This window comes from Paenibacillus sp. MMS20-IR301 (assembly GCF_032302195.1).
GTDB lineage: Bacteria > Bacillota > Bacilli > Paenibacillales > Paenibacillaceae > Paenibacillus_AQ.
Genome location: NZ_CP135275.1, coordinates 1299341 through 1314971 on the forward strand (window position 1 = coordinate 1299341; position 15631 = coordinate 1314971).

The following is a 15631-nucleotide window of genomic DNA, read 5'->3' on the forward strand; positions in this document are numbered from 1 at the left end:
CATTGATTCTTGGGTGTTCTGGAGGATTGTTGCAGGAAATACAATAATAATCTATCAAAACAGCTTGAAGGCGAAGGAATACTGCAATTCATACAACATTTTTGAAATGGGGCGGAAATAATGAAGGGAATGTTGTATTTCGTGCAGGAAAGTAAATCGGGAGACTGTTAAGATGCGGCGGCTAACCCAATTAAATAACGGCAAGCAAGAATTAAGGAATGCAAAATAGGAACATAGGGAATTTTGGACTTGCAGAAGTGATAGCGAGCGGTTGGGTAAACTGATCTCAGCTGTAAACAGCAGGTTATTTCAAGAAAAATGGTTGCAGGCAGCAGCTGGAATTCCAATTGTTCACCGCAGGGGAGGCTTAGCTTCAAGTTAAAAAATCATTATAATGGCAGATGACCATAATGGCCGCGTATGTTAAGCTGGCAAGTAGAGGAACCGGATAATTTATGAAGTGGCAGGTGGAGTAACGTGAGTGAAATCGATATGCTTTTATATGAAAAGGAAGGCTGGGAACAGTCCTATCAGCATATAGCCGGAGTAGATGAAGTTGGCAGGGGCTGTCTGTTCGGAGATGTGGTGGCTGCCGCAGTCATTCTGCCGGTGGGCCTTATTATAGAAGGTGTAGATGATTCCAAGAAGCTGACAGCCAAGAAGCGGGAAGCCTTGTACGATATCATCATGGACCAGGCGCTGGCGGTAAGTGTAGGGCATGTGGAATCAACGGTAATTGATGAGATTAACATTAAGCAGGCTGCGCGTCTGGCGATGAGGAAGGCTATTGAGGGACTAAGCAGGCAGCCTGATTATATGCTGGTTGATGCCGAAAAGGTGGACCTGCCCTTGCCGCAGCGGGCGATCATCAAAGGGGATGCCAACAGTCAGTCGATCGCGGCCGCCTCGATTGTCGCCAAGGTTACACGCGACCGGCTGTGTGAAGGGCTGTGGGAGGAATTATACCCGGACTACGGTATCAAAATACATAAAGGCTATGCGACCAAGCTGCACCGTGAACAGATCAAGTCACTGGGGGTAACCCCTATGCACCGCCGCAGCTTCATCGGTAACATTCTGGCGGAGCAGGAGCAGATGACCTTATTCTAGGGCGGATTGCAGGGAAACTGGCGCAGACAGCGGGATTTATTTAATCATCAATTAAGAAATTGCCGATATAAAGTAGAAGAGAAGGGAGGCGGACAGCATGAATATCGGGTCACTTATTCGCGGCTTGCTTGGAGACACCAAAGCGGGAGAAGCTAAAACTGTTGAACTGAAGGAAGGTCAGGTTGTTCGCGGCGTAGTACTCAGCGTATCTGATTCAGGTAAAGAGGCTGTTGTACAGATTCAGGGAACCCCTGTCCGCGCAGAGCTGGAAACACCGCTTGCCGCCGGCCAGACCTTGAATCTGCAGGTGGGCTCGCCCGGCGAAGGCGGATTGCCGGTTCTTAAGCCGGTCACACTGGGTGAAGCTGCACTATCTTCGCCGCAAAGCATGGGCGAGGCTATCGAATCGCTGGGGCTGGCGAATTCCAAAGCCGGGCGGGAGATCATTCAGGCCATGCAGTCCGGGGGCCTGGCCCTGACAAAGGAGACAGCAGCGAAGCTGGATGCAGTCATGAACGCCAAACCTCCCGGCGTGCCGGCTTCAGAGTGGCTGGAAGCGGCGGTCATCTCCGTGAAGCGCGGGTTGCCGGTTACTGCGGAGAGCGTGAGGGGACTGCAGCAGGCTGTGTTCGGGCCGAAGCTGCATCAGTTGCTGGCTAAGCTGGAGACTGAGCTTCACGTATGGGCTCAGCAGCAGGATGCTGAGGGGAGTGAGGCCTCAGCAGGAACGGCTAAGCCGCCAGCGGGGAACGGACCGGCTGCATCTGCTCCTGCCCCTGCCCCAACAAATGCAGGGAATTCTGCTGCTTCAGCCGGACAGCCGGGACTGGCGGCAGAGCCGGAGACTGCTGGCGGCAGACCTGCCGGCTCTGCTTCTGTTACGGGAGCTGCTTCTCCGGCGGAAGGGCAAACGCGACTGGTACAGGACCTGACAAGCGGCGCTGGTAATACAGGAGCAATCCGGCAGGCTGATGGTCCGGCAGGACCGAGTGCTGATGCAGCAGCTGTTATAAATGCCGGTCCGGCGGATGGAGAGGAACCCTCCGCAGGGGCTGGCCCGAAGCTGGGAGCAGCAGCTGGAGCTGACCCTGCGGCTGCCGGAGCTGCACAGGCGGACGGCGGGCCGGAGGCGGCAGGACCCGCAGCGGCGCGGGCAGGCAGACCTGCTGATCCGGCCGCAGCAGGGACTGTCCGCACGGATGGCGAGCCGGAGGCGGCAAGACCGGGTGCTGCCCGGCCCGCCGGCGGTACCGATCCAGCCGCTTCCGCGCCTGCACGCGCGGGCGGCAACCCGGAGGCTGCCGCAGCTACAGCGGCGCAGGCGGGCGGCGCTGTAGCTGCGGGCCGGCATGAGGCCGCAGCCCCGCGGGAGGCTGCCGCTGCGCAGCTGGCAGCCGGCACTGACCCGCAGCCGCAGCCCCGTGCTGCGGCCTCCGGGCCGGCCCTGCTCGCGAAGCTGCAGGGCGTGCTGACCCAGCTGCGCGGCAGCCTGCCGCAGCTCGCCGGGGACCCGCCCGCCTCCGGTGCGGCGGGCAACACCGCCCCGCCCGTCCAGGCCTCCTCCGATACGGAGGCCTGGGTAGGGCGGGTGCTGAAGCTGCTCGGTGCGGAGCACGAGCAGCAGGCCGTGCGCGGCGGCGGGGCCGGGGCCGCGGGCGGGCGCGAAGCAGCGCTGCCGGCTGCGGCGCTGCAGGGAGCGTCCGGCGGCGCGGATGAAGCCGCCGGGACGCTCAAGGGCGTGCTGCTGCAGATGCTTGGCGCAAGCGAGGTGCCGCCCGCGGTCAAGGATGCCGCGGGCCAGCTTGTCCAGCAGCTGACGGGCCAGCAGCTGCTGCTGAATACGGACCGCACCGCGCCGTTCGCGCAGGTGACGATGTTCCTGCCGCTGCGCGGACCGGACGGCCAGGAGACGGCCTCCGTCCATATCCAGTCGCGGCGCGGCCGCAAAGGAGAGCTGGATGCGGCGAACTGCCGCCTGTGGTTTGACCTGGACATGAAACAGCTCGGCCAGACGATGGTGGATGTGCAGGTGGCAAGCAAAATTGTCAGCCTCAAGCTGCATAACAATGAGCCGTGGGTGCTGGAGCTGCTGGAAGGGCGCCGTGAAGAGATTAAGACAGCAGTTGAGGGCATCGGTTACCAGCTGTCCAGCCTGCGCACTGAGCCGTTGCCGGAGCCGGGGGCAGCGGCGGTGTCTGCCAAGCAGGCAGATTATGTGCCGGATGCCTACAAAGGAGTAGATTACCGTATATGAGTGATGAGCCTAAGACTGAAATTTCGCGAAATCTCAAAAAGGCAGTCGCCCTCAAATATACCCCCGGTCAAAATGAAGCGCCGGTCGTAGTAGCCAAGGGTCAAGGCTCAGTTGCGGATATCATTCTGCAAAAAGCGAAAGAGAACGGTGTGGCCGTTCAGGAGGATGCGGCGCTGGTAGAGGTTCTGTCCAAGCTTGATCTCGATCAGCAGATTCCGCCGCAGCTCTACCAGCTGGTCGCGGAAATTCTGAGCTATGTGTATCAGAGTGACCGTTCAGCCGGGGAACGGAGAATGAAGTGAAACCTGCGTCAGAGGGAGAGCCCTTCTCCCGTAAGCAGAAGGGGGCGGCTGCCGAGCAGGCGGCATGTTTGTATCTGTCCACCCGGGGATACCTGATCAGGGAATGCAACTGGCGCTGCCGCAGCGGTGAGCTGGATGTGATTGCTGAGCATGAAGGGGAGATTGTCTTCGTTGAAGTACGCAGCCGCAGCGGAGCGGGTGTACAGGGAACCGCGGAAGAGTCGGTGGATAACCGCAAAATCCGCCAGGTCAGGAATACGGCGCAGGTATATCTGCATATGAAGGCCTTGCATCTTGCGGTAATTTCCTTTGATGTGATTGCCGTGCAGCTTAATCCGGATCTCAGTGTGGCATCACTGCGGCATATCCGTAAGGCATTTTGATTTTTTTTGATAATTATCTGCGAAAAACATAATTTTCCCCTTGACACTACCTCGGCTTCATGGGTCATTTCTCAAAAGAAATGGGTAAACATTAGTGTATCTTTTAATGCACCATGAGGAGGGCTGCCAGAGTGACTAATCAACCGATTGATATACAGGTGAGTTTTACTTGCCAATATTGTGAACACAAAGTAGTGGCAGAGCTTGGCGGAGAGCCCTTGTCAGTGATCTGCTGTAGCCATTGTAACAAGACATTTACCGTTATGCGGCCGAATATAGCGGAAGAAATATTGATTGACTGGGAGAATGAGGCATTATTCCATAAGATGCGCGCCGAGCAGACTGAAAGCAGCAACAGCAGTCTCCTGTCACTGGTCATAAACGTGATTGAACTGCTGACCTGGAGAGACAAGGGCAACGGGCAGGTCGAGGCGATTAAGGCAATGCGGCAGTGGCTGATTGATCATGAGGAGGCCCCGCCGCTGGCGGAGCTGATTCAGATGGATACAAACCGCCGGTCTTCCAAGCGTAACTGGAATAAATAAGTCTACAGCTGGTATGCGGAAAGGAGAAGGCGGATTGTCCACTGTATATTTTACTTCGGATCATCATTTTGGCCATAAACTGATTATAGATTTCGAATCCCGTCCGTTTGCCGGCGTAGAAGACATGAACCAGGCAATGATTGACAGCTGGAATGCCGTGGTGGGCAAGGAGGATAAAGTATTTCATCTGGGGGATTTCTCATTTCTGAACCAGGAAGCCACCCGGGAGATCATCAGGGCCCTGAACGGGTACAAAATACTGATTCTCGGCAATCATGACCGCGGGCGCGGACGGGACTGGTGGCTGGAAGCCGGTTTTAACGAGGTTAGTGAATATCCGCTGGTCTATAAGGACTTTTTTATCCTGTCGCATGAACCTATGTATATGAACAAGCATATGCCTTACGTTAATGTGCATGGTCATATTCACGGCCAGAAATATGAAGGCAGCAGCTATTTCAATATTTGTGTAGAGCACTGGAACTATACCCCGCTGTCATTTGAACAGATCCGGGATAAGGTTGTGGTCAGCGAGGAAGGCTGAGTCCCTGATGCTGCAGTCACGAATGCGTAATTATGCAATACATTTAAAGTTTGAATATAGTGCATTACAGGATGTGCAATAACCATTGCGCATTGGAGTAGAAGCTGCGTATACTATAACTTAATAGAGCTAACGGAAAATGAGGAAGCACCCTTTTTCTTGGAAATGAACGTCCGGTATGGACGTAATTCAGGAGAAGAGGTGTTTTTTTTATGTATGGAAAAATGCATAGCGCCTGTCTGTATGGCATTGAGGGTGTAATGATTGGTGTGGAGGTTGATCTGGCGAACGGGCTGCCGCAGACGAGTATTATCGGCTTGCCGGATTCTGCTGTACGGGAAGCGGTAGAACGGGTAAGGGCCGCTGTCAAAAATTGCGGCTACAGCTATCCCCAGCAGCGTGTCACGATCAATCTGGCGCCTGCGGATCTGCGGAAGGAAGGCTCAGCATTCGATCTGGCAATCGCACTCGGGATATTGACAACAAGCGGACAACTGGTCATGCCTGAGGCTGAGAACATGCTGCTTATCGGGGAGCTGGCACTGGATGGCAGCCTGCGCCCGGTAAACGGGGTCTTGTCGATGGTGGAGGCTGCACGCCGCGCCGGATTTAAAGCGGTTCTTGTACCGCCGGGAAATGCTGCTGAGGCGGTATTGATTACAGGGATCAGCGTATACACCGCCGGGCATTTACGGGATCTGCCACAGCCCGGACAGCCTGAAGCGCCGGAAATGGTGGGGAAGAAAGCAGATGTGCGGCCTGCCTCCGGTTCTCAGCCCGGCGGGCTGCCGTTTCCGGTAACGGTAAGTGAGGAGGGGGCTTCCCAGAAAAGGCCGCCGGTCTTGGCGCTTACGCTGGAGCATCTGAAATATCTGCCTGAATCAAAGAGTCCGGCCGGGATGATTATGCGGGAGGAGCAGCTGATGCAGGAGGACTACAGTGATGTCATCGGCCAGAACCATGTGAAACGGGCGCTGACAATCGCGGCTGCCGGGATGCACAATATTATACTGATCGGCCCGCCGGGTACCGGGAAAACAATGCTCATCAAACGTCTGCCGGGCATTCTACCCAGGCTTAGTGATACGGAATCGCTTGAGGTAACGAAGATCTTCAGCGCCTCCGGCAAGCTGAAGGATGCCAGCGGCGGTCTGCTGCGCAGCCGTCCGTTCCGTTCACCCCATCATACAATCTCCGCAGCCGGACTGATCGGCGGAGGGGGTGTGCCGAAGCCGGGTGAGGTAAGCCTTGCCCACCGCGGTATTCTGTTTCTGGATGAGCTGCCCGAATTCTCCCGCTCGGTGCTGGAAGTACTCCGTCAGCCGCTGGAGGACGGGGTGGTGACCATCAGCCGGGCGCGGGCTTCCTTCACCTTCCCGGCCCGGTTTCTGCTGGCCTGTTCCATGAACCCCTGCATGTGCGGATTTCTCGGAGCCGGCAATCCGCACCAGCGCTGCACCTGCAGCCCGGCCAAAATTGCCCAGTACCGGGCCAAAATCTCCGGGCCGCTGCTGGACCGGATGGATATGCAGGTGGTTGTGCCCCGTCCGAAGGATTGGGACCGGACGGCCCCGGCACTCTCGACTGCGCAGATGCGCACGGAGGTGCTCTGCGCTCAGGCTGTTCAGGCAGAGCGTTATAAGCATCTGCCAATTTCCTGGAACAGCGAGCTTTCCGGTGCGGCTTTGCGCCGTTATGCAAGCCTCGGGGCAGAGGGCGGCGAGCTCCTGAACCATATACTGGAGAGCCTAGGACTAAGTATGCGGGCACATGACCGGATTATTAAGCTGGCCCGCACCATTGCCGATCTGGAGGGTCAGGCGGACATTGGTTCTGCTCATCTGGCAGAAGCTGTCCAATACCGTAATCTGGACCGGCAGGTGATGGCGGAGGAGGAAGTTTAACCCAAATTATGTACAACTGCAGCAGTCCTAATCACACAGCAGCCCCCTGCCCGTGTTCCGGGCAGGGGGCTGTGCTTGCTCTCCGCAGGAGAGAGTAATGCTATATGAAGGGTAAGCGGCGGATATGGGGGGATACCCGGATTATAGGAATGGCGCCGATGACGCGGATTACAGAACGTTCAGTTCCACTTCAATATTACCGCGGGTTGCACGGGAATAAGGGCAGGCGCCATGGGCTGCTTCGGTCAGCTTGACAGCTGTTTCGTGATCAACGCCTTTGACCAGTACATCCAGCTTCACTGCAATTCCGAAGCCGCCGTCTTCAACTTTGCCGAAGCTCACTGTAGCTGTTACTTCACTGCCTTCAATCTTGACCTTGCCGAGGCGGGCTACCATGTTCAGCGCACTGTCGAAGCAGGCGGAATAGCCGGCTGCAAACAGCTGTTCAGGATTAGTGCCTTCGCCGCCGGCGCCGCCCATTTCCCGCGGAGTGCTGATGGTGAGGTTCAGCTTAGGACTTTCGGATTCGATGTAGCCTTGTCTGCCGCCGACTGCTTTTACTGTAGTTTCATACATTTTCTGTTGAATAGTCATCATTATAAATCGCTCCCGTTCGTTTCGTTAATGTATTGTACACAACTTAATTTAACACAATTAAAAATAAAGTCAATCTATTTTCCGCTATTAACATGAAATGATAAATGAATTGTGATAAACTAATGTCACAAAGGCAGGTGAAGAAGAGATGCAAGAAGAAACAACTACAACCCCAGAGCTTATGCTGGAGAACCAGCTCTGCTTTACGATTTATGCCTGTTCGCGTGAATTTACGAAGCTGTACCAGCCTCATCTGGACAAGATCGGTTTGACCTATTCACAGTACCTCGTGATGCTTGTCCTCTGGGAAAGACGGCAATGCACAGTCAAGGAGCTTGGAGAGGCACTGTTCCTGGATTCAGGCACGCTTACACCGCTGCTGAAGCGGCTGCAGGCCGCAGGGCTGATCTTGCGTGAACGTTCTTTGCAGGATGAGCGGAAGGTGCTGATATCGCTGACCATTCAAGGCCGCGCGCTACAGCAGGAGGCACTGTGTATTCCAGGTAAAATGGCTGAAGGCACCATGCTCTCCGCCGAGGAATTCATCGCTCTGCTGGGCCAGTTTAAAGGTCTGCTGGCACGGGTTCATGAAGCTAATATTAATAACTCCAAATAGTCCAGCAGTATAAAGTCAATGCAATCGTTCGCAATACGGCATGAATTTAAGCGAAAATATGTGTATAAATAGTGAAAGTTTATGAGGAAAGCGTTTTAGAATCATGTTACAATATTCTGGGTTTCACATTCTGACATATAGGTAATTATAGATAGGAATCTGTAATATGCTCTATATTGTCGCAGGATGCCGCAGGCAGAAGACAGGGCTGATCTTTGTTTTCTGACTGTGCCGGGATATTGACAACAGCACCAGTCTTGCCCCGGCTTTGGACAATCAAAACGGAATGCGGAATGGCCGCAGGCTGCCTGCTATACGGCCACCGCAACACTTTAGGAGGCTTCCGGTATGAATATCCACGAGTATCAGGGAAAAGAAGTACTCAAGAAGTACGGTGTAGCCGTACCGAACGGAAAAGTTGCTTATACAGTGGAGGAAGCAGTGGAAGCTGCTGCAGCGCTGGGTACACCGGTTGTTGTAGTCAAGGCTCAGATTCATGCAGGAGGACGCGGCAAAGCCGGAGGCGTCAAGGTAGCGAAGGACAGTGATGAGGTCCGTGCCTATGCGGATGAGATCCTCGGCAAGACACTGATCACCCACCAGACAGGGCCGGAAGGCAAAGTTGTGAAGCGGCTGCTGATTGAAGAGGGCTGCCAGATTGTCAAAGAATACTATATTGGACTGGTTGTAGACCGCAGTACCGGCCGGGTGGTCATGATGGCATCCGAGGAAGGCGGTACAGAAATTGAAGAGGTGGCGGCCACGCATCCGGAGAAGATTTTCAAGGAAGTCATTGATCCGGCTGTAGGACTGCAGACCTTCCAGGCACGCAAACTGGCTTACAGCATTGCCATACCGTCCGAGCTGGTGAATAAAGCGGTCAAGTTCATGCAAGCGCTATATCTGGCTTTTGTGGATAAAGATTGCTCAATTGCGGAGATTAATCCGCTCGTGGTCACCGCTGACGGAAACGTAATGGCGCTGGATGCCAAGCTTAACTTTGATTCTAACGCGCTGTACCGGCATAAGGATATTCTGGAGCTGCGCGACCTTGACGAAGAGGATGCCAAAGAAATTGAAGCCTCCAAATTCGATCTCAGCTATATAGCACTGGATGGGAACATCGGCTGTATGGTGAACGGGGCGGGGCTCGCAATGGCAACCATGGATATTATTAAATATTACGGCGGCGAACCGGCGAACTTCCTCGATGTAGGGGGCGGTGCGACCACGGAGAAGGTTACTGAAGCGTTTAAAATTATCCTGTCTGATGATAAGGTGAGCGGGATATTTGTTAATATTTTCGGCGGAATTATGCGCTGTGATGTCATTGCTTCCGGGGTGGTCGAAGCGGCCAGGCAGCTGGGCCTGACGAAACCGCTGGTAGTACGGCTTGAAGGTACGAATGTGGCGCTAGGCAAAGAAATTCTCGCCGGCTCAGGGCTGAATATCGTAGCGGCTGATTCTATGGCTGACGGTGCCCGTAAAATCGTTTCTCTCGTGTAATATCCGACAATAATAGTGAGGATGTGACCTTAGACATGAGCATTCTTGTAGATAAGCATACGAAAGTCATCACGCAGGGAATTACGGGCGCTACAGGCTTATTTCATACTAAAGGAGCACTGGATTACGGTACGCAGATGGTAGGCGGGGTAACACCGGGCAAGGGGGGGACCACGGTACAGATTACCCTGGAGAATGGTACGGAAACCAGTCTGCCTGTGTTTGATACCGTCGTTGCCGCCAAAGCCGCTACGGGTGCGACAGCGAGTGTAATCTATGTGCCGCCCGCCTTTGCTGCTGACTCCATTATGGAAGCTGTGGATGCCGGGCTTGAGCTGGTTATTTGTATTACGGAAGGCATTCCGGTGCTTGATATGGTGAGGGTCTCCAGATATATGGAAGGTAAGTCTACCGTCCTGATCGGGCCTAACTGTCCCGGGGTAATTACGCCTGGAGAATGTAAAATAGGCATCATGCCGGGTTATATCCATATGCCGGGTTATGTCGGTGTAGTTTCACGGAGCGGAACTTTAACCTATGAAGCGGTTCACCAGCTGACAGCCCGCGGCATCGGCCAGTCTTCGGCAGTCGGCATTGGCGGGGACCCGGTCAAGGGCTCGGAATTCATTGATATTCTGAAGCTGTTTAATGAAGATCCCGGTACGAAAGCCGTGGTCATGATCGGGGAGATCGGCGGTACCGCAGAAGAGGAAGCCGCTCTATGGATTAAGGAGAATATGACGAAGCCTGTAGTAGGGTTTATCGGCGGTGTAACAGCACCTGCGGGCAAACGGATGGGGCATGCCGGGGCGATCATTTCAGGCGGGAAAGGGACGGCAAGCGAGAAAATCGCTGTGCTGGAAGCCTGCGGAATTAAGGTTGCGCCAACGCCTGCAGAAATGGGCTCGACCCTTGTGAGTGTGCTGGAGGAGCGCGGAATCTTGAATGCGTTCACCACCCACTAGCAGTCTGCTAACCGGAGCACACAAAAATCACTGCTTTTACATTTGAAGCATGTATAATCATCTTAAAGGTAAGCAACCTTTTATTCCGGAATCCGGGGTGAAAGGTTGCTTTTTGTGTTTATATGGCATACCCACTAAGGAAGGACTGCCCTTCCGCATAGGAGCGAATACTTATGGATAACCGGGAACTGTTGTTCGGCCTGAATGAAATGGAAGGTATTGGCTGGAAAAGTATCGACAGGATATGCAAGGCGGGATTTTTGACGAATGAAGTCTTTTCCTGCAGTGCGGAGGATTGGGGGAAGGCTGGAATCAGCGGAAAAATGTCAGCAAAGCTCGCTGCTGATTTTGACGAATCATGGATTCGAAAACGGCGCTCTTTAATGGAAGAAAGCGGTGCTGCAATGGTGACGATTCTGGATGAAGACTACCCGGCCCAGCTGAAGGAAACGGCCCAGCCGCCATGGGTCCTGTATTACCGCGGCCGGCTTGCGCTGGCCTCCCGCCCTTCGGTAGCAATGGTCGGTACCCGTGTGCCCACAGCCTATGGACGCAAGGTAGGGGAGATGCTGGCAGAAGAATTGAGTGCGGGGGGGCTTACAGTGGTGAGCGGGCTGGCCCGGGGAATTGACAGCATCTGCCACGAAGCGGCGCTGGCCGGACCCGGAAGCACCATAGCAGTAGTAGCCACTGGTCTGGATAAGGTCTATCCGCCGGAAAACAGGGAGCTGGAGCGGCAGATTGCACGTGCCGGGCTGGTAATAAGCGAGTATCCGCTGGGTACGCCGAGCCACCCGGGACTATTCCCGCAGCGCAACCGCATCATTGCCGGGTTGTCGCTCGGAACCGTAGTTGTGGAAGCAGATCTGCGCAGCGGCTCGCTGATTACAGCTGACGCAGCACTTGAAGCGGGAAGGGATGTGTTTGCGGTTCCAGGTCCGTTGACCTCACCCAAAAGCAGAGGAGCGCTGGAGCTGATTAAGCAAGGCGCTAAGCTTGTAACCGGAGCGGCAGATATTATGGAAGAATACGTATCTTATCTGCCTGCGAAGGGGCTGAAAGAGTCCTCAGCGGACGGTTTGGCAGGGCAATCCGGTGACGGGCAAATTGAAAAGAAATTGACAAGTGAGGAGCTGCACCTTTACCATATACTGCATCAAGGCCCTTTTTCCCTCGATGAGCTACTGGGATCTACGAGGTGGGATTTTGGACATTTGCATTCAGTTCTGTTATCTTTAATCATAAAAAAAGCGGTAACACAATTGCCGGGTGCAATTTATAAGGTAATTTAATATAGAAGGTATTGTGTAAAGCATAGGTTCTTGAGTCCCAATCCGGTTATAACAGCGGATTCATGAAGACATTTGCTTACAAAATTTCGGGAGGAAAACCTATGGCAGATGCGCTGGTTATTGTAGAATCACCATCAAAAGCGAAAACAATCGGGAAATATCTGGGCAGTAAATATATTGTGAAGGCCTCAATGGGGCATATTATTGATTTGCCGAAAAGTCAGATCGGTGTAGAAGTGGAGAATGATTTCAGCCCCAAATATATAACGATCCGCGGTAAGGGTTCTATATTGAAGGAACTCAAGGATGCCAGCAAAAAAGTGAAAAAAGTCTATCTCGCAGCTGACCCGGACCGTGAAGGGGAAGCTATTGCCTGGCATTTGGCGAATGCGCTGAATCTGGACAATACCCAGGAGTGCCGGGTAGTTTTTAATGAAATCACGAAGCAGGCTGTTAAGGATGCATTTAAGACACCGCGCAAAATTAATATGGATCTGGTCAACGCCCAGCAGGCCCGGCGGATTCTGGACCGGCTGGTGGGATACAAGATTAGCCCCCTATTATGGAAGAAAGTCAAAAAGGGCTTATCCGCCGGCCGGGTGCAATCGGTTGCGGTGAAGATTGTTATGGACCGTGAGAACGAAATCTCGGCTTTTGTACCGGTGGAATATTGGAGCATTACCGCAAAGCTGGCGATCCGCGACTCTGTATTCGAGGCCAAGTTCCATAAGCTGAACGGTAATAAGAAGGAATTGAACCAGGAAAGCGATGTTCAGGAAGTGCTGGAAGCGATCAGGAATGCCGCCTTCAAGGTTCATGAGGTAAAAGAGAAGGAGAGGCAGCGTCATCCGTCCGCTCCGTTTACGACAAGCTCACTGCAGCAGGAGGCTGCGCGTAAGCTGGGCTTCCGCGCGTCCAAAACGATGTCTGTAGCCCAGCAGCTCTATGAAGGTGTTGAGCTGGGGAAAGAGGGCACCGTCGGTTTAATTACCTATATGCGTACAGACTCTACCCGGCTGTCTGTAACCGCGCAGGATGAAGCGAAAGAGCTGATCCTCGCCAAATACGGTGAGAAATTTGTTCCGGAGTCTCCGCGGCAATATTCCAAGAAAGCTGCCGGTGCCCAGGATGCGCATGAAGCGATCCGCCCGACCTCGGCGCTCCGTGAGCCTGAGCTCGTGAAGGAATTTATGAGCCGCGACCAGCTCCGCCTGTATAAGCTGATCTGGGAACGTTTTATCTCCAGTCAAATGTCATCCGCCCTGCTTGATACACTTTCTGTGGATATTACAGCAGACACTGCAATTTTCCGTGCTGTCGGCTCCAAGGTGTCCTTCCCGGGGTTCATGAAGGTCTATGTGGAAGGCAATGATGACGGCACGACGGATGAAGATAAGTATCTGCCGCCGCTAAAGGCGGGAGATGAACTGATTAAACAGGATATCGAGCCGAAGCAGCATTTCACCCAGCCGCCGCCGAGATATACGGAAGCACGCCTGGTTAAGACGCTTGAAGAGCTGGGTATAGGCCGTCCAAGTACGTATGCGCCTACGCTGGAAACGATCCAAAAACGCGGATATGTAGCTATTGAAGAGAAGAAATTTATGCCTACCGAGCTCGGAGAGCTGATCATAGAGCAGATGGAAGAGTTTTTCCCGGAGATTCTTGATGTGGAATTCACAGCCCATATGGAAGGGGATCTTGACCATGTGGAAGAAGGCTCCGAGGATTGGGTAAAGGTGCTCGCCGAGTTCTATGAATCCTTTGAGAAACGGCTGCTCCATGCGGAAGAAGAAATGAAGGAAATTGAGATTAAAGATGAGGTCTCTGATGAGCTGTGCGAGAAATGCGGTAAGCCAATGGTCTATAAGCTGGGCCGTTTCGGCAAGTTCCTGGCCTGCTCGGGCTTCCCGGACTGCCGCAATACGAAGCCGATCATCAAGGATATTGGTGTCACCTGTCCGCAGTGTCATGAGGGCAAGGTTGTAGAGCGCCGCAGCAAGAAGGGGCGTGTCTTCTACGGCTGCGATCATTATCCGGAATGCGACTTTGTGTCCTGGGACCGGCCATCTGTCAAGCCTTGTCCGGCTTGCGGCTCATGGATGGTAGAGAAGCGCAACAAGCAAGGCGTGAAGCTGCAGTGCACCTCTTGTGATCATACCGAGGCTGTGCTGGACAACGAAGAATTAGCAGAATAATTGTTCACAGGAGGAAAAGGAATTGACAGAAACAGCTAAAGTAACCGTAATTGGCGCCGGACTTGCCGGCAGCGAAGCCGCCTGGCAGATCGCCTCGCGCGGTGTTCCGGTCAGATTATACGAGATGCGTCCGGTGGTGAAGACACCGGCCCATCATACGGATCAATTCGCCGAGCTGGTCTGCAGCAACTCTCTGCGCGCGAATGGCCTGGGTAATGCAGTGGGGGTACTCAAGGAAGAAATGCGGCGCCTCGATTCGCTTGTGCTTGGAGCAGCAGACCGCCACGCAGTGCCTGCCGGCGGCGCACTGGCCGTAGACCGTGACGGATTCTCCGGGGAGATTACATCGATGCTGCATAATCATCCGCTGGTTGAAGTCATAAATGAAGAACTTACGCATATACCGGAGGAAGGGATTGTAGTCATTGCTACCGGCCCGCTGACCTCCCCGGCCTTGTCTTCCGAGATTAAAGGGCTGCTTGGCGAAGAGTATTTCTACTTCTATGATGCTGCTGCCCCGATTGTGGAGAAGGACAGCATCGATATGGGGAAGGTGTACCTGGCCTCCCGTTATGACAAGGGCGAAGCCGCTTACCTGAACTGTCCGATGACGGAAGAGGAATTTGATGTTTTTTATGATGCGCTGGTATCGGCCGAGACGGCTGCGCTGAAAGATTTCGAGAAAGAGATTTACTTTGAAGGCTGTATGCCGATTGAAATTATGATGAAGCGCGGCAAGCAGACGGCATTGTTCGGTCCCATGAAGCCTGTGGGCCTGATGAATCCGCATACCGGCAAACTGCCTTACGCGGTTGTGCAGCTCCGTCAGGACAACGCTGCAGGTACGCTGTACAATCTGGTCGGATTCCAGACCCATCTAAAGTGGGGGGAGCAAAAACGCGTGTTCTCGCTTATTCCCGGCCTGGAGAACGCTGAATATGTCCGCTATGGGGTAATGCACCGGAATACCTTCATTAACTCTCCGAAGCTCCTGCTTCCGACCTATCAGATGAAGGGACAGGAAAGACTGTTCTTCGCGGGCCAGATGACGGGTGTTGAAGGCTACGTCGAATCTGCGGCTTCGGGCATGATTGCCGGGATGAACGCCGCCAGAGCTGCGCTGGGAGAAGAAGGGCTTATCTTCCCGGAAGAGACTGTGCTCGGCAGTATGCCGGCCTATATTACTTCGGCAGACCCGGAGCATTTCCAGCCGATGAATGCCAACTTTGGACTCTTGCCAAAGCTTGAAACCAGATTCCGCAGCAAGAAGGACAAAAATGAACGTCTGGCTTACCGCGCCCTGGACAGCCTGGCTGCTTATGCTGCTGCCAAAGGCCTGGCTTACAAGGAGCCTGAAGTCTCAGAAGCAGAGCCGGTGGCTGCGGATAGTCCGACGCAATAAACACTATCACACC

Annotated in this window: 14 protein-coding genes; 13 read left to right on the forward strand and 1 reads right to left on the reverse strand. The window is 54.0% G+C overall.

Annotated elements, in window-relative coordinates:
* Positions 1-492: 492 nt before the first annotated feature.
* The 7 genes from LOS79_RS05695 (at position 493) to LOS79_RS05725 (ending at position 7042) form a co-directional block, all read left to right on the forward strand.
* Entirely contained in the window at positions 493-1110 is a 618-nt protein-coding gene (locus LOS79_RS05695) for a ribonuclease HII (RefSeq protein WP_315422014.1), read from the forward strand.
* A 97-nt stretch (positions 1111-1207) separates the two neighbouring features.
* Complete coding sequence (locus tag LOS79_RS05700) at positions 1208-3364, forward strand: hypothetical protein (protein ID WP_315416936.1); 2157 nt, start codon at positions 1208-1210, stop codon at positions 3362-3364.
* The gene (locus tag LOS79_RS05705; RefSeq protein WP_315416937.1) at positions 3361-3666 is read left to right on the forward strand and encodes an EscU/YscU/HrcU family type III secretion system export apparatus switch protein; all 306 of its coding nucleotides are present in this window, start codon (positions 3361-3363) and stop codon (positions 3664-3666) included. Before LOS79_RS05700 ends, LOS79_RS05705 begins: the two co-directional genes overlap by 4 nt.
* Entirely contained in the window at positions 3663-4049 is a 387-nt protein-coding gene (locus tag LOS79_RS05710) for a YraN family protein (RefSeq protein ID WP_315416938.1), read from the forward strand. The genes LOS79_RS05705 and LOS79_RS05710 overlap by 4 nt, the downstream gene beginning before the upstream one ends.
* 263 nt (positions 4050-4312) lie before the next feature.
* Complete coding sequence (locus LOS79_RS05715) at positions 4313-4594, forward strand: hypothetical protein (RefSeq protein WP_315416939.1); 282 nt, start codon at positions 4313-4315, stop codon at positions 4592-4594.
* A 34-nt stretch (positions 4595-4628) separates the two neighbouring features.
* Positions 4629-5138, forward strand: coding sequence for a metallophosphoesterase (locus LOS79_RS05720; RefSeq protein WP_315416940.1), 510 nt, complete (start codon positions 4629-4631; stop codon positions 5136-5138).
* 212 nt (positions 5139-5350) lie between these two features.
* Entirely contained in the window at positions 5351-7042 is a 1692-nt protein-coding gene (locus LOS79_RS05725; RefSeq protein WP_315416941.1) for a YifB family Mg chelatase-like AAA ATPase, read from the forward strand.
* Between the two features lie 168 nt (positions 7043-7210).
* Here LOS79_RS05725 and LOS79_RS05730 read toward each other — a convergent pair whose 3' ends face one another.
* Complete coding sequence (locus LOS79_RS05730; RefSeq protein WP_315416942.1) at positions 7211-7639, reverse strand: organic hydroperoxide resistance protein; 429 nt, start codon at positions 7637-7639, stop codon at positions 7211-7213.
* Between the two features lie 148 nt (positions 7640-7787).
* Between LOS79_RS05730 and LOS79_RS05735 the strand changes: the two genes are divergently transcribed.
* From LOS79_RS05735 to trmFO, 6 genes are all read left to right on the forward strand, one after another.
* Complete coding sequence (locus LOS79_RS05735; protein WP_315416943.1) at positions 7788-8255, forward strand: MarR family winged helix-turn-helix transcriptional regulator; 468 nt, start codon at positions 7788-7790, stop codon at positions 8253-8255.
* A 348-nt stretch (positions 8256-8603) separates the two neighbouring features.
* Positions 8604-9761 (forward strand): ADP-forming succinate--CoA ligase subunit beta, encoded by a 1158-nt coding sequence (gene sucC, locus LOS79_RS05740; RefSeq protein WP_315416944.1) that lies wholly within the window; start codon positions 8604-8606, stop codon positions 9759-9761.
* A 35-nt stretch (positions 9762-9796) separates the two neighbouring features.
* Positions 9797-10726 carry a succinate--CoA ligase subunit alpha gene (gene sucD, locus LOS79_RS05745; RefSeq protein ID WP_315416945.1) on the forward strand — a complete coding sequence of 310 codons (930 nt, stop codon included), beginning with the start codon at positions 9797-9799 and terminating at the stop codon, positions 10724-10726.
* A gap of 173 nt (positions 10727-10899) precedes the next feature.
* Entirely contained in the window at positions 10900-12018 is a 1119-nt protein-coding gene (gene dprA, locus LOS79_RS05750) for a DNA-processing protein DprA (protein ID WP_315416947.1), read from the forward strand.
* Between the two features lie 101 nt (positions 12019-12119).
* Entirely contained in the window at positions 12120-14216 is a 2097-nt protein-coding gene (topA, locus tag LOS79_RS05755) for a type I DNA topoisomerase (RefSeq protein WP_315416948.1), read from the forward strand.
* Positions 14217-14238: 22 nt separating this feature from the next.
* Positions 14239-15618 carry an FADH(2)-oxidizing methylenetetrahydrofolate--tRNA-(uracil(54)-C(5))-methyltransferase TrmFO gene (trmFO, locus tag LOS79_RS05760; protein WP_315416950.1) on the forward strand — a complete coding sequence of 460 codons (1380 nt, stop codon included), beginning with the start codon at positions 14239-14241 and terminating at the stop codon, positions 15616-15618.
* The last annotated feature ends 13 nt before the right edge of the window (positions 15619-15631 follow it).

What these genes read in the sequence shown, in the direction of transcription:
- LOS79_RS05695 (WP_315422014.1), top strand. Translation starts at nt 493, where the DNA reads ATGCTTTTATATGAAAAGGAAGGCTGGGAACAGTCCTATCAGCATATA.
- LOS79_RS05700 (WP_315416936.1), top strand. Translation starts at nt 1,208, where the DNA reads ATGAATATCGGGTCACTTATTCGCGGCTTGCTTGGAGACACCAAAGCG.
- LOS79_RS05705 (WP_315416937.1), top strand. Translation starts at nt 3,361, where the DNA reads ATGAGTGATGAGCCTAAGACTGAAATTTCGCGAAATCTCAAAAAGGCA.
- LOS79_RS05715 (WP_315416939.1), top strand. Translation starts at nt 4,313, where the DNA reads ATGCGGCCGAATATAGCGGAAGAAATATTGATTGACTGGGAGAATGAG.
- LOS79_RS05725 (WP_315416941.1), top strand. Translation starts at nt 5,351, where the DNA reads ATGTATGGAAAAATGCATAGCGCCTGTCTGTATGGCATTGAGGGTGTA.
- LOS79_RS05730 (WP_315416942.1), bottom strand. Translation starts at nt 7,639, where the DNA reads ATGATGACTATTCAACAGAAAATGTATGAAACTACAGTAAAAGCAGTC.
- LOS79_RS05735 (WP_315416943.1), top strand. Translation starts at nt 7,788, where the DNA reads ATGCAAGAAGAAACAACTACAACCCCAGAGCTTATGCTGGAGAACCAG.
- sucC (WP_315416944.1), top strand. Translation starts at nt 8,604, where the DNA reads ATGAATATCCACGAGTATCAGGGAAAAGAAGTACTCAAGAAGTACGGT.
- sucD (WP_315416945.1), top strand. Translation starts at nt 9,797, where the DNA reads ATGAGCATTCTTGTAGATAAGCATACGAAAGTCATCACGCAGGGAATT.
- dprA (WP_315416947.1), top strand. Translation starts at nt 10,900, where the DNA reads ATGGATAACCGGGAACTGTTGTTCGGCCTGAATGAAATGGAAGGTATT.
- topA (WP_315416948.1), top strand. Translation starts at nt 12,120, where the DNA reads ATGGCAGATGCGCTGGTTATTGTAGAATCACCATCAAAAGCGAAAACA.